General features: G+C 56.0%; 14 protein-coding genes. 7 read left to right on the forward strand and 7 right to left on the reverse strand.

Annotation, left to right across the window (positions count from 1 at the left end; genetic code table 11):
- Positions 1–19: 19 nt before the first annotated feature.
- Together ACIQYF_RS12010 and ACIQYF_RS12015 are read left to right on the forward strand one after the other, a co-directional pair.
- Positions 20–1,186 (forward strand): 1-acyl-sn-glycerol-3-phosphate acyltransferase, encoded by a 1,167-nt coding sequence (locus ACIQYF_RS12010; protein WP_402861395.1) that lies wholly within the window; start codon positions 20–22, stop codon positions 1,184–1,186.
- Between the two features lie 110 nt (positions 1,187–1,296).
- Complete coding sequence (locus ACIQYF_RS12015; protein WP_019408559.1) at positions 1,297–1,503, forward strand: hypothetical protein; 207 nt, start codon at positions 1,297–1,299, stop codon at positions 1,501–1,503.
- A 60-nt stretch (positions 1,504–1,563) separates the two neighbouring features.
- On the opposite strand, the gene ACIQYF_RS12020 is transcribed toward ACIQYF_RS12015, so the two are convergent.
- Positions 1,564–2,148: a YajG family lipoprotein gene (locus ACIQYF_RS12020; RefSeq protein ID WP_402861399.1), complete on the reverse strand. Its 585-nt coding sequence runs from the start codon at positions 2,146–2,148 to the stop codon at positions 1,564–1,566.
- Between the two features lie 158 nt (positions 2,149–2,306).
- Here ACIQYF_RS12020 and ACIQYF_RS12025 point away from each other — a divergent pair, with 158 nt between their 5' ends.
- Positions 2,307–2,540, forward strand: coding sequence for a hypothetical protein (locus tag ACIQYF_RS12025; RefSeq protein ID WP_402861402.1), 234 nt, complete (start codon positions 2,307–2,309; stop codon positions 2,538–2,540).
- Positions 2,541–3,244: 704 nt separating this feature from the next.
- Positions 3,245–4,753, forward strand: a complete 1,509-nt coding sequence (gene mqo / locus ACIQYF_RS12030) for a malate dehydrogenase (quinone) (protein ID WP_402861405.1) — start codon at positions 3,245–3,247, stop codon at positions 4,751–4,753.
- 82 nt (positions 4,754–4,835) lie between these two features.
- On the opposite strand, the gene ACIQYF_RS12035 is transcribed toward mqo, so the two are convergent.
- From ACIQYF_RS12035 to ACIQYF_RS12045, 3 genes are all read right to left on the reverse strand, one after another.
- Positions 4,836–5,288 carry a hypothetical protein gene (locus ACIQYF_RS12035; RefSeq protein ID WP_402861408.1) on the reverse strand — a complete coding sequence of 151 codons (453 nt, stop codon included), beginning with the start codon at positions 5,286–5,288 and terminating at the stop codon, positions 4,836–4,838.
- Positions 5,289–5,467: 179 nt separating this feature from the next.
- A complete protein-coding gene (locus ACIQYF_RS12040; protein ID WP_402861411.1) occupies positions 5,468–5,755 on the reverse strand; it encodes a PA4642 family protein in 288 nt (95 codons plus the stop codon).
- A 51-nt stretch (positions 5,756–5,806) separates the two neighbouring features.
- Positions 5,807–6,301, reverse strand: a complete 495-nt coding sequence (locus tag ACIQYF_RS12045; RefSeq protein WP_402861414.1) for a hypothetical protein — start codon at positions 6,299–6,301, stop codon at positions 5,807–5,809.
- 485 nt (positions 6,302–6,786) lie between these two features.
- On the opposite strand from ACIQYF_RS12045, the gene ACIQYF_RS12050 reads away from it, so the two are divergent.
- A complete protein-coding gene (locus tag ACIQYF_RS12050) occupies positions 6,787–7,200 on the forward strand; it encodes a hypothetical protein (protein ID WP_402861417.1) in 414 nt (137 codons plus the stop codon).
- Positions 7,201–7,241: 41 nt separating this feature from the next.
- Here the strand turns inward: ACIQYF_RS12050 and ACIQYF_RS12055 are convergent, their stop codons facing one another.
- The 3 genes from ACIQYF_RS12055 to ACIQYF_RS12065 form a co-directional block, all read right to left on the reverse strand.
- Positions 7,242–8,957, reverse strand: coding sequence for an ABC transporter ATP-binding protein/permease (locus ACIQYF_RS12055; RefSeq protein WP_402861420.1), 1,716 nt, complete (start codon positions 8,955–8,957; stop codon positions 7,242–7,244).
- A gap of 140 nt (positions 8,958–9,097) precedes the next feature.
- The gene (locus tag ACIQYF_RS12060; protein ID WP_402861423.1) at positions 9,098–9,658 is read right to left on the reverse strand and encodes a response regulator transcription factor; all 561 of its coding nucleotides are present in this window, start codon (positions 9,656–9,658) and stop codon (positions 9,098–9,100) included.
- The gene (locus ACIQYF_RS12065; RefSeq protein WP_402861426.1) at positions 9,651–10,913 is read right to left on the reverse strand and encodes an ATP-binding protein; all 1,263 of its coding nucleotides are present in this window, start codon (positions 10,911–10,913) and stop codon (positions 9,651–9,653) included. The genes ACIQYF_RS12060 and ACIQYF_RS12065 overlap by 8 nt, the downstream gene beginning before the upstream one ends.
- Positions 10,914–11,239: 326 nt before the next feature.
- Between ACIQYF_RS12065 and ACIQYF_RS12070 the strand changes: the two genes are divergently transcribed.
- Positions 11,240–11,956, forward strand: coding sequence for an SIMPL domain-containing protein (locus tag ACIQYF_RS12070; protein ID WP_402861429.1), 717 nt, complete (start codon positions 11,240–11,242; stop codon positions 11,954–11,956).
- 381 nt (positions 11,957–12,337) lie between these two features.
- Positions 12,338–13,963, forward strand: a complete 1,626-nt coding sequence (locus tag ACIQYF_RS12075) for an ABC transporter substrate-binding protein (protein ID WP_402861432.1) — start codon at positions 12,338–12,340, stop codon at positions 13,961–13,963.
- Positions 13,964–13,975 lie beyond the last annotated feature (12 nt).

Here is a 13,975-nt window from a genome sequence, read left to right on the forward strand (position 1 = left end):
CCGTTTCCAACAAGAGAGCATGATGGGCGAATTCGATACCATCCGACCTTACAACGACGCCGAAGTCCCAGCAGTGCTGGCCCGGCTGCTCAGCGACAAGGCGTTTCTAGATATCCTGACCCACTTTCGCTTCCCGCGCCTGGCTGGCGCCTTCGGCTGGCTGTTAAAACCCCTTATAGCGCACCGCCTGCGCAAAGAATTCGCGAGCGTAACATCAGTTGCGACCTTGCAGGACAAGGTCGAAGTGTACGTCGACCGCACCATCGAACATGCCACTGATGGCGTAACGTACACCGGCGTTGAGCACTTAAAGTCGGGCACTGCCTATCTGTTTCTGGCCAACCACCGCGACATCGTGATGGACCCGGCCTTCGTCAACTATGCCGTGTACCACGCGGGTTTGCCGACACCGCGCATCGCAATCGGCGACAACCTGCTGCAAAAGCCCTTTGTCAGCGATCTGATGCGACTGAACAAGAGCTTTATCGTGCACCGCTCGATCACCGGCCGCCGCGAAAAACTGGCGGCGTATCAACTGTTGTCGGCGTACATCAACCATTCGATTCGCAGCGACGGCCAGTCAATCTGGATCGCTCAAGCCGAAGGCCGCGCCAAAGACGGGGATGATCGTACCGACTCGGCCATCCTGAAAATGTTTCACATGAGCCGTAAAGACGAACCCTTCGCCGAGGTGGTCAAGTCGCTGAACATGACCCCGGTGTCGATCAGTTACGAATACGACCCGTGCGATCAGGACAAGGCTCGCGAGCTTTACATCCGCGCCACCACTGGTACGTACAGCAAGGCGCCGGGCGAAGACGACACCAGCATTGCCAATGGCATCACCGGCTACAAAGGCCGCGTTCACGTGAACTTTGCAGCGCCGATTACCGAGTTATTCGAAGACAGCAAATTGCTGGCAGCCGAAATGGATCGCCATATCCTCAGTGGCTACCGCCTGTTCCCGGCCCATTACCTAGCCTATGCACAGTGGAGCGATGCCGACCCGCAATTACAGGTTCCGAGCGCCGCCGAGGTATTCCCGACCGAAGAATTGGCCAAGGCCCAGCAAGAATGGCAACGCCGTCTCGACGCCTGCCCTGTCGAGCACCGCCCGTACCTGGTGCTGCAATACGCCATGCCGGTGCGCAACCAGTACCGAATCAAGGCTGGGCTGGCGTTGTAACATTGCCAGCTCCCACAGGATCACACTCAATCCGATTAATTTTTCCTGTCACCGTATCGTCATGTCCAGAGGCCACTCTGTGGCCCCTCGACACCGACACGGAGCTTGTCATGCTGCACGCTGAAAACCAGGATCGCCTCTATCTGATCGCTCCCAGCGACGAACAACAGGCACTCATCGAGGGTTTGGCATTCAACGTTCAAGACCGCCACTGGCTGGTCTACTGCGCCCTGAGCGGCCACACCCACGCCGATTTGCCAGAACTTGACCTGTTCACTGGCGTTAGCCGTCTTGAAGTGTATGCCGAAGCGGCCTAAACCCTTTGCACACAAAAAAGCCCGAACTCGCTGAGTTCGGGCTTTTTGGTTGATCCGCCCTTACTCGCCGAGCAAACGGCCGACCGACGGGTCTTCAAATACGCGGGTCAGGGCATCGCTCAACACGTCGCTCACCAGCTTGGTGTTGGTTTCCTGATTCGGCGCCATGCCAAAACGCTGATCCAGCGAGGCAGCATAACGACCGGTGTAGCTACGGCCGCCGTTCTTCACATCAGAACGGAAGGTCGCGCCGATGGTCGCCTCAGTGACGTACATGGTGTCTTTGGGCGACTGATATTTCAGATCGGCCAAGGTAACCGTCAACTGTGGTGCGTTCATCGCATTCGTGGTTGGCGTGTAGCCCAGCAAGCGCACAGCCGCTTCGGCTTGAGCTTGCAGCTTTGGAATCACATCAGCCCCGCTGACGCTGATCGCGCTGGTTTCAGGGTACATGCCACCACGGGTCCCCAGGGTCGGTGACGGACGACCATCCACCACGCGCACAACCACTGGCTGGCCACGGCCGACAGGCGCGAGTTGCTTGGTCAGCTTGGGTTGCGGGCTGAGTTGTTGCGGGCTGTGGGCGCAGCCGACCAGAGTCAAACTGGTCACAGTAATCAAACCGAACAACAGGCGTTGCAACATGCTCATCTCTCCAGGACTGGGTAAAACAGGGCGCCAGTATAGCGGTGCGGCGGCCCTTGGAAATAGCCGCTTGCTGTCACCGCGCTGTCACAGCCAATACATCGGCATGTCACGTCCAGCACGTAAGGTTCGGCTTACTGAATCAACAGGTGCTGCGCATGAAAAGTACAGGGTCGTTATTCTCGTTTTTGCAACCGCATCGCTGCTTCGCACGACTGGATTCAACCGGGCGCTGCCAGGCGTTCAAGCAGTGCAAACAACCGCCGGTCGGCAACCACTGGGTCGAAATTAAAGAAATTCGCCTCAACTGGTTGCACCAGGTACTACCGGCAAGCGCCCGTATCCCTGCGCGTGGGCCCCGTTTGGCGGTGCTACCGCTGTTAGGCCTTTGACTGGCAGACCAATAAAAGTCATTTAACAGCATCAATTGCTCGCGTTTCTTCGCTACAATCTCCCCCCGATTATAAGGACGTCTCCTGATCGGGCTTCGCAGCATCGCTAATGCACTTGTATTAGCTCCCCCGCACTGCCCACAGAGAGCCGCCCACACAGATCATGTGAAGCTGGCGAGCTTGCTGTTTATTACCTGAGTCCGCCGTTGCACGATCTGCCAGAGCTGTCATTTTGCTCGGCCGCTGCGATGCTTATACGCAGGTGCCAGTACGTGACAGCCCTTTTTTGAGGTTCACGTCTTCAAGAGAGCGTGAAAAAAACGGGTTTTCACAACTTCACAAGAGTGTGGCGAGCAAATGAAAAGTTTTGCGTCTGAACATGCACCATTAGTGTCTGAAACAACCTCACCAAGCAGGAACAACCTCGGCTCCACAGCTCGAGACTGAAAGCCTGTCCGCTTACGGATTTGGTTGCACAATCGGACGCTCTTGACCTTAAGTCGAATTGCCTCCCGAGCACTGAAATGCGTTCATATGAACCTTGAAGGCCCGGCTGGTGGCGTCCGCTGAAGTTGCAAGGAATTGCGAAGAATCGGACATGGCGATCCTTGTCATGCGTGACCTGAGGCCTTATCTGATACATGCCCGGGTACACCTGACAGCTATGCCGTCAATTTGGTGCCGTAGATTTTGGAGACGCGTTAATGGCGCATAACGAAGCAGTCGATGTAGTACTGGTTGGAGCCGGCATCATGAGTGCCACCCTCGCCGTGCTGCTCAAAGAACTCGATCCTGGTATGACGCTGGAAGTTGTTGAGCAGATGGATTCGGGGGCTGCGGAGAGTTCCAACCCGTGGAACAACGCAGGTACCGGCCACGCTGGCTTGTGCGAATTGAACTACACCCCGCAAGCGGCGGATGGTTCGATCGATATCAAAAAAGCGGTGCACATCAATGCCCAGTTCGAAGTGTCGAAACAGTTTTGGGCCTATCTGGCCCAAAAAGGCACCTTCGGTTCGTGCAAATCCTTCATCAGCCCAGTGCCTCATCTGAGCTATGTCGAAGGCGAGAAAGGCGTGTCCTTCCTGAAAAAACGCTTTGAAGTGCTGAGCCAGCACCATGCGTTTGCCGACATGGAATACACCGAAGACAAAGCCAAGATGACCGAGTGGATGCCTCTGATGATGCCGGGGCGCCCAGCGGACCAGCACATCTCGGCCACCCGTGTCATGCACGGTACTGACGTCAACTTCGGCGCCTTGACCAAACAATTGCTCAATCACTTGGGCAGCGCTGCTGACACTCAGATCAAATACAGCAAAAAGGTCACCGGACTTAAGCGCAACGGCAGCGGCTGGACCGTGAGCATTAAAGACATCAACAGCGGCAACACCCGCCATGTTGATGCCAAGTTCGTATTCCTGGGCGCGGGTGGCGCGGCCTTGCCGCTGCTACAAGCGTCTGGCATCGAAGAAAGCAAAGGTTACGGCGGCTTCCCGGTCAGCGGTCAGTGGTTGCGCTGCGACAACCCAGAAGTGGTCAAGCAACACCAGGCCAAGGTCTACAGCCAGGCTGCCGTGGGCTCACCGCCGATGTCGGTTCCACACTTGGACACCCGTGTCGTTGATGGCAAAAAGTCCCTGCTGTTCGGACCTTACGCAGGCTTCACTACCAAGTTCCTCAAGCACGGCTCGTTCCTTGACCTGCCGATGTCGATCCGTCTGAGCAACATCGGGCCAATGCTCGCCGTTGCGCGGGACAACATGGATCTGACCAAATACCTGGTCAGCGAAGTGCGTCAGTCGATGGAACAACGCCTTGAGTCGCTGCGTCGCTTCTACCCGCAGGCCAAAGCTGAAGACTGGCGTCTGGAAGTGGCAGGCCAACGGGTTCAGATCATCAAGAAAGACCCGAAAAAAGGCGGCGTGTTGCAATTCGGTACCGAACTGGTTGCAGCCAAAGACGGCTCCCTGGCCGCTCTGTTGGGTGCCTCGCCTGGTGCCTCGGTGACCGTTTCGATCATGCTCGACCTGATTGAGCGCTGCTTTGCGCAAAAAGCCACCGGTGAGTGGGCAGCCAAGCTCAAGGAAATCTTCCCGGCACGGGAAAAGGTCCTGGAAACTGACGCCGAGCTCTACCGAGAAATCAGCACCCGCAACTCCGAGTTGCTGGAACTGATAGAGCCAAAAACAGCTGAGACCCACCTCGCGTAACATTGCCTTCGGGTATTGATACGCCACTCAAAGCCCCTGCCCGTTTGGGTCAGGGGCTTTTTGTCGAGTGCAGGAACAGACCCTAGCCCATGGTAAACATCACCCGCGAGCCGCCATGGCTTACAAACTCATCATCGTCGGGTATTGCAATCAACTCAGCTGCACACGCAACCGGCAGCGCCCCCGTCGACTTGGCCTGAGCCCAGCGATTGAGATTGCCAGCACCCGGTGTCAGATGACCAAAACCAAAAAGGCACGCCTGCTCGCCCTGGCGATAAGTGAACGTCTCGGTGCCCCTGGACTTGGGCAAGTAATACAGCAGTTCCTGACTGGCCTGAGGGCCAATTACAAAGTCATACCCACTGTTTTCAGGGCTTTCCAGCCAGCCAAAATCATCCCCCGGTGAAATGGCCTGAGCGGTCGCATTAAACACCTCGACCTCCAGTACTTCATCGGCCGCCAGCGCCGTAGAAGCCAGAGCAGCCCATACAAGCGCCAAAAACAATCGATTCAAAACACCTAGTGTGCGGTTCATTATTCGATTCCATTCAAGTTAAAAGGCTGCACCACCATCCTTATGGGCACGCTTGAGTATCGTTCGCCCACACAAAAGCACCCCGTCGCAAATTACGCAGGTTGTGTGGGAAGTGTCTTAATGGGTGCCTGTGCACATGTGTAGGAGCTGCCGCGACCTGCGCCAGCTCCTACAAGGGATCAGCCGCGCGCAGCTTCGATGAGTTCGATGTACTCGTCGGCATGGCGTTGATCTTTGATGACCTCAACGAACGTCAGGCCATGCGCGTCTTTGCCATCGAGGTCGTAACCGGCTTCTTTGAAGAAGGTCAGGAAACGACCGAAATCGTCGATACGCAGCCCGCGATAGGCTTTGATCAGTTTGTGATGCGAAGGCGAAGTAGCGTCCACAGGCTCAAAGTCCAGGAACAACTTGATCTGCTCGTCGCCGATCTCATCACCAATCAACTGCTTCTTATCTTTACGCATGTCCGACTCCAGCCTGCTGATACTTCACGAGGGCCGCAGTTTACCCAAGGCTCAGCGCGCGCGCACGCTGCCGGTGTGCAGGTCCGCCCAAATATGGCCATTGGCATAGGTCAAAAACTGGCAATAGACAGTATCGTTACGCAGCAAATCCATCACGACCCGGTACTGAGACAACGGGTACGACAGCGTCAGGGTTTTGGTCTGGCTGTCAAATGCAGGCTTTTTCAGGCTCTTGCTCTCGCCATCGAATGAAATCAGCACCTCTCGCACCGTGGCCCCCTGACTCATTGGCTTGCCTTTCAAACGCACCAGCAGCGGAAACGTAACCGGGATCGGCTGTTGATTAGATTGACGCTGACTGCCCACCACCACCGAGTAGGTGGTCACCATCATCAATTGCTGTTGCTCAGGCTTTTCGGCACGCAACTGCAAGTCATCGGCCGGCAAGAACTGCGCATGCAAAGGCGCAGTAACGGTCGGAGCTGCCGCCAAGGGCAAGCTCGCCAGCAATAGAAACGGGGCAACACAAATAAGTAAGCGGCTCATGACCGGCTCCGAAAGACTAGAGCGGCACTCTAGCATGTGCCTGTGCCAAGCATGACCGGTCGTCATTACTGTCATTTCTGACAGGCTGTGCAACGTTCATAAACGTGGATAAATGCAGGTCATGCTTCACCCAAAGCGGTTTGCGAAATGTCTCACCACTCACTCGGAAATGTCATGGCCAGCAAACTCTCGCCGCAAAACCGACACGGGTTCCTCAGCGCCTGCCTAAACAGGCTTTGCCAGCACCAGCTCCCCGCCTGCCACACAAAACGCTTTCATTGGGAACGCCCCCCGGTCAGAGCCATTTCGAGGTGCGTTTCAACCCACGTGTGTATCCACGATTATTTAGTTTTCTGCTTTCAGGTCCATGAGCAGGCGGCAAGAAAGGTCCGCTAGCGCAACAACAGCAGGTCAGCAATCAGTTGGGCAGACGCGCACCTGCCCAACCGTGCAAAAAAACTCTTTTATATCGACAGGAATCGATCATGCCCAACACTCCTCCTGCACACCCAATCACCCAAAGAGACCTCAGCAAGAGCTCACATAAATTAGATGCAGGCACCTTGCCAGCGCCTGTTGCGCCCTTCCTGATCGACCACACCCTTCACTACAAGGGTGGCGACGCATTCGTGATCATCAGCATCAGCTACCCGCAAATGGCAGCCGGTCATGCACTGGATCAACATCTGCAGTTCATTCGAGCGGACGGCAGCAAAGCGAATAACTGGACGTTCACGCACACCCTCACGGAGGCAGAAGCAAAGGCCAAAAAAGCGACCTGGGAAATCACCATGGCGCTTTTCGATCCCGAAAACTATGCGCGCGTGGACATCTATTACGTCGTCAACCTGGCAGCCCCCAAAACGTCAAAAACCCTTGGACTCAAGCTGGCTGAATAATATGCCCCAGGCTCGTCAAACAATGTCACTGCAGCGACCAGTTACTGAGCCACCAACTGGCCCGCGTCTATGCGCACAAGGCGCGGATGGAAGCGGGCCAGACTGCTGCGATGCCCCACGCTGACAATACTCAGCCCCGGCAATTGATCAATCAGTGCCTGATACAGCATCGCCTCATCTTCTTCGTCCATCGCTGACGTTGCCTCATCCATGTACAGCCACTGCGGGCGATACAACAGCGCACGGGCAAAGGCCAACCGCTGCTGCTCTCCACCCGACAGCACACGCTGCCAGTGATTGACCTCGTCGAGTTTGGGAATCAAATGCTCCAGGCGACAGGTGCGCAGCACTTCTGCATAACGCTCAGAGGTATAGGTCTCACTGACCTGTGGATAACTCAGCGCGTCACGCAAGGTACCTATCGGCAAATAGGGCTTTTGCGGCAAGAACAGTGCGCGCTCTTGAGGCAGGCGAATCGCCCCGCCCCCCTGCGGCCACAGGCCACCCATCGCCCGCAGCAATGTACTTTTACCGCTGCCGGAACGCCCGCGCAGCATCACTCGATCACCCGCGGCCACTTGCAAGTTGGCCCCATGCAACAAAGCGCGGCCATCTGCTAAATCCAGGTTCAGGTCATTGAGCTTCAACGCATCGCCCTGGGCCTGTACATCAATCGCCGGTTGGCGCTGTTCGTTGTCGGTCATCGCCTGACTAAAGCTCAGCAGACGATCGCAGGTCGCCCGCCATGAAGCCAGGGTGACGTAGGCGTCAATAAACCAACTGAAGTTCTCTTGCACATTGCCGAAAGCCGAGTTGATTTGCATCAGCTCGCCCAACTCGATCTTGCCCGCGAAGTAGCGCGGCGCGGCGACGATAAACGGAAAGATAATGGCGATTTGCGAATAGCCGGCCGTGAAAAAGGTCAGGCGCTTCGTCACCTTCATCTGCGTCCAGAAATTTTGCCACACCCGGTTGAAACGGGTGCTCAGGCGCTCATGCTCATTCGATTCGCCGTTGTACAAAGCAATGCTTTCAGCGTTCTCACGGACCCGTACCATTGAAAAACGCAGATCAGCTTCGAACCGTTGTTGTTGGTTGCTCAAAACAATCAAGCGTCGACCGATCAAATGCGCCAGCCAACTGCCCACCGCGGCATACAGCAGCGCGCACCAGAACATATAGCCGGGGATGGTGATGCCCAATACGTCGATACTGCCAGAGACGCCCCACAAGATGACCGAAAACGAGACCAAGCTGACCACGGTACGAATCAGGCCCAGCCCCAGGGTCAGGGTGTTGTCCGTGAACGCATTAAGGTCTTCGCTGATACGTTGGTCAGGGTTGTCGGTGTAACCGCCCTGCTCCAACTGGTAGTAGTTTTTATGCGCCAGCCAGCGGGCGAAGTGTTGCTCGGTGAGCCAGCGACGCCAGCGAATGGTCAGCATCTGGGTCAGGTATAGCCGGTACACCGCCCCCACAATACCCGCCGCCGCAATGAGTCCGAAGTAACCGATCAGGCTCCAGAAGGCCGCGCCGTCCTTTTTCTCCAGAGCGTTGTAGAAGTCTTTGTACCAATGGTTGATCCACACCGAAATACCCACGCTGACCAGCGACAAGGCAATCACTGCGATCAACAGCAGCCAGGCCTTGGCCCGCTCTTCACTGCGCCAGTAAGGCGTTATCAACCCCCAGACACGAGGGATGAAATCTGCGCGCACAGCATCATTCACAACAGAAGGCTCAGCGTTCTGACTCATCATTCAGGCTCGGTAGGAGGAAAGAGCAACCTGCGAGCCGATCAGGACGATCGGCGCACGACGCACTGAAACGTCTTAATACAGACTAGGGTTTGTCGCCATTGCGTTGCAAGTTGTAACGAAATGGCGACAGCTTGTGTTCAGCGACGGACCGGACGCTTCTGCAACTTGCGCTGCAAGGTACGCCGATGCATGCCCAGTGCGCGAGCGGTCGCGGAGATATTGCCCTCATGTTCACTCAACACGCGCTGGATGTGTTCCCACTGCAGGCGGTCTACCGACATGGGGTTATCCGGTACCAGCGTCTCAAGGTCGGCATGCTGGGACAGCAAGGCTGCGACCACATCGTCAGCATCGGCAGGTTTGCACAGGTAGTTGCAGGCGCCACGCTTGATCGCCTCAACCGCCGTGGCGATGCTCGAATAACCGGTCAGGATCACCACGCGCATTTCCGGGTCCAATTCCAGCAATTTGGGTAGCAGGACCAAACCCGAGTCGCCCTCCATTTTCAGGTCCAGCGCGGCGAAATCAGGCAGGTCCTGCTGAGCCAGGATCAACCCTTCTTCGGCCGAGCTGGCAGTACTGACGCGGAACCCGCGTCGGGCCATGGCGCGAGCCATGACTCGGGTAAACGTCGCGTCGTCATCCACTAGCAGCAAATGCGGCAGTTCTTCGCCTTCGACCTGAATTTCTTCACTCATTTTCGTTTCCTCGGGCGACACGTGGCAGGCGCAGCTCGGTGAGCGTGCCGCCATCCTCATGACTGTAGAGTTTTACCGAGCCGCCTGCGCGTGTCACGCTGGCTTTGCTCAAGAATAGGCCCAGGCCGAAGCCTTTGCCTTTGGTGGTAAAAAAAGGTTTGCCGATTTGTTCAGCGATGGCCAACGGCACACCCGCACCGTGGTCACGAATACTGATGGTCAGATCAACCGCATCCCAATCCACAGTCACCTCCAGCCCTTCCGGACAGGCGTCTGCGGCATTGTTCAGCAAATTAAGCAGCGCTTGGGTCAAATCCGGCGGTGGCGCCAGGCGCGGAATGGGCGCGTGCCCCAGGCACTGAAAGCGATAAGTCGCTTCAGGGCGCATCAAATGCCAGCGGTTTAACGCTTCATTCAGCCAGTCGGTAACCTCTTGCTCTTCAATGGCCAGACGTCGATTGGCCTCAGCAGCCCGCACCAGTTGCTGCAAGGTTTCCTTGCACAGCTTGACCTGGTCCTGCAACACGCTCAGGTCGTCTTGCAGCTCGGGATCGAGGTGATCGCGGCGAATTTCCTTGAGCAACACGCTCATGGTCGACAGTGGCGTGCCCAGTTCATGAGCGGCACCGGCTGCTTGTGTGGCAACGGCCAGCAACTGCTGGTCACGCAGGCCCTCTTCGCGGCGCAAGGCACGCAGCTCTTCCTGGCGGCGCAGTTCTTCACCCATTTTGGCGGCGAAGAAGGTAATGACAGCGGCAGACAGCGCAAAGCTTAGCCACATGCCGTAAATCTGCAGTTTTTCGCGGAAGAACGGTGCAGCATCGACCGGGTAAAACTGCAGCAGCAGCGACGTGTAAAGCGCCAGCGCAATGCTGGTCAAAATAACTGAATAGCGCCACGGCAGCGTCACTGCGGCAATGGTCAAAGGTACCAGGTAATAAGACACGAAGGGGTTGGCCGAGCCCCCCGAGAAGTACAACAAGGCGCTGTGGATAAACAGGTCGCAAGCCAGTTGCAACGCATATTCAAGCTCAGTGACCGGCCATGTGGTGCGCAAGCGAATGACGGTAAACGCGCACAACAGCACAGAAAATCCCAAGGTCAGGCACAGCTGAAACCAAGGCAGCGGCAGCAGATCGAACCCATAGGCGATGCCCACTGAGCCCGCTTGCGCGACCAGCACCAACATGCGGATAAACGTAAGACGCCAGAGGTTCTGACGGGTTGCTGACAATAACTGAACGGGGGCGAGCATGAGCTCTCCTGATGAGTGCTCCAGGCGGACGGTACGGAGTATAACCAAGCTGACGCCCTGGCAGGCAAAAGTGCGGCAATGGGCCACAGTGCGTTTTTCTGAAAGAACGCTAAAAGCCCTTCTGTAGCGTGCAATGCTGCCCACATAAGCGAAAGCGGACTCGGCAGGCGCAAGCTTGTCTCGCGATCTTTTGATCTTTTAAAAGCTCGCCCCGACAGAAGTTAGGGACGCCTCTCTCTATAGTTGTACTGAAAATGTAACTGAGCGAACTGAATGCTGGCCACTGGAGTCTTATAAGTCTTGCTGACCTCATCCAAGGAGCTTTTATGTTTACGTTTCAGCGCACTGCAGCCCTTCTGACCCTAAGCATAGGAGCACTCGCCAGCCTGCCAGCCCTTGCCGAAGGGGTTAATTACAATCAGGTCTCGCTGCGCGCAGAAGCCAGTCAGGAAGTGCCGCGCGATTTGATGATCGTGACGCTGTACACCGAGGCGCAAAACACTGATTCGGCCAAGCTGGCAGCCGAGGTCACAACGGTCATGAACAAAGCCATTGGCGAGGCCAAGCCCGTTAAAGCAGTCACCCTGCGCCAGGGCAACCGTAACAGCTACCCGATTTACGACAACAAAACCCAAAAGATCACCGGCTGGCGTGAGCGCGCCGAATTGCGCCTGGAAAGCACCGATTTTGCGGCCTTGTCCAAACTCACCGGCGATCTGATGCAAACCCTGAAAATGGGCAATATGCAATTCACTGTGGGTAATGACACCCGCAAAACCAGCGAAGACGCCCTGCTCAAAGACGCGGTCAATGCGTTCAAGGCCCGTGCTCAACTGGCCACCGACGCCCTGGGCGGCACGGGTTACAAAATCATCAACCTGAACCTCAACAGCAATGGCTATCCACAACCGTACCTGCGCAGCGCGATGATGATGAAAACTAGCGCCCCGGCGATGGACTCCGCGCCGACACCTGAAGTCGAGGCCGGTACCAGCGAGATCAGCATGAGTGCTGACGGCGTGATTGAAGTGCAAATGCCTTAAGTAAAACGGCTTGAGCCAAGCCCTTGCAGCCCAGCGCTGCAGGGGCTTTTTTGTGCCTGATCTTTGCCTTTGCCGGCACAAAAGCTAAAAAACGGATAAGTCCTACACTTCAAACACTCATTTGCCGACATCTTTTCTCGACAAGAGCCTTGATAAGTAACACCCGCGCCCGATGCCAGCACTAATCGACTTTAAATCGGTCGAATCACACGCAATCAATTGGGTCGTCAATGATGGCCCAGTATGTGCTTACAAAAGATTCAGCTTCACCGAGGATCGCCCTGTGCGCATTGCATGGGCTATATGGGTGCGCATAAGTCCTGAGGCGTCGACTCACAAGGTCGCCCTCGCACCAACAATGAAAAAAATAATGAGGTCTCCATGTTTAAACACGCGGTCATTCCGTTTCTGGTAGGCGCCAGCCTGCTAGCAAGCGCACCTTTCGCCCACGCAGCAACCAATCTGGTGTACTGCTCAGAAGGCAGCCCAGCCGGTTTTGACCCGGGCCAGTACACCACTGGTACGGACTTCGATGCTTCAGCCGAAACGATCTATAACCGCCTAAGCGAATTTGAACGCGGCAGCACCCAGGTCATTCCAGGGCTGGCCACGAGCTGGGATATTTCACCGGACAACCTGACCTACACTTTCCATCTGCGTGACGGGGTCAAGTTCCACACCACGCCGTACTTCACCCCTACCCGCAACTTTAATGCCGACGACGTGCTCTTCACCTTCAATCGCATGCTCGACAAAGACATGCCGTTCCGAAAGGCCTACCCGACCGAGTTCCCTTACTTCACCGACATGGGCATGGATAAAAACATCGCCAAGGTGGAAAAAGTCGACGACAGAACCGTCAAATTCATCCTGAACTCTGTCGACGCAGCCTTTATTCAGAACATGGCGATGCACTTTGCATCCATCGAGTCCGCCGAGTACGCCGACAAGCTGCTCAAGGAAGGCAAACCTTCCGACATCAACCAAAAGCCAATCGGTACTGGCCCGTTCGTGTTCAAGAGCTACCAAAAAGACTCGAACATCCGCTACACCGGCAACAAGGACTACTGGAAGCCTGAAGACGTCAAAATTGACAACCTGATTTTCGCCATCACCACCGACCCGTCGGTGCGGATGCAAAAACTGAAAAAGAACGAATGCCAGATCACGCTTTACCCTCGCCCAGCCGATCTCAAAGCCCTCAAAGAAGATCCAAACCTGAAGATGCCAAGCCAGGCGGGCTTCAACCTCGGCTACATCGCTTACAACGTGATGGACAAGATCAAAGGTAGCGACGAGCCCAACCCAATGGCTCAGCTCAAGGTTCGCCAGGCGCTGGACATGGCCGTAAACAAGCAGCAAATCATTGATACGGTGTATCAGGGCGCGGGCCAATTAGCAGTTAACGCCATGCCGCCCACCCAATGGTCGTATGACGACACCATCAAAGATGCGCCCTACGACCCCGAAAAAGCCAAGCAACTGCTCAAGGAAGCCGGGATCAAGGAAGGAACCGAAATCACGTTGTGGGCCATGCCGGTTCAACGCCCGTACAACCCGAACGCCAAGCTGATGGCTGAAATGCTGCAATCGGACTGGAGCAAAATCGGTATCAAGGCCAAGATCGTGACTTACGAGTGGGGTGAATACATCAAGCGTTCCAAAGGCGGTGAAAACGGCGCAATGCTGATTGGCTGGAGCGGCGACAACGGTGACCCCGACAACTGGCTCGGCACCTTGTTCGGTTGCGACGCGATAGCAGGCAACAACTTCTCCAAGTGGTGCAACCCAGAGTTCGACAAGCTGGTTAAAGCGGCTAAAAACACGACCGACGTTGCCAAGCGCACCGAGCTCTACCAACAAGCTCAGCACCTGCTCAAAAGCCAGGTACCCATGACACCGATCGCCCACTCGACGGTGTATCAACCGATGCGCAAAAACGTCGAAGGCTTCAAGATCAGCCCACTGGGCCTGATGTCTTTCTACGGTGTCAGCATCGACAAATAAGCCCCCCCGTGA

This window comes from Pseudomonas sp. NPDC096917, assembly GCF_044762555.1.
Lineage (GTDB): Bacteria > Pseudomonadota > Gammaproteobacteria > Pseudomonadales > Pseudomonadaceae > Aquipseudomonas.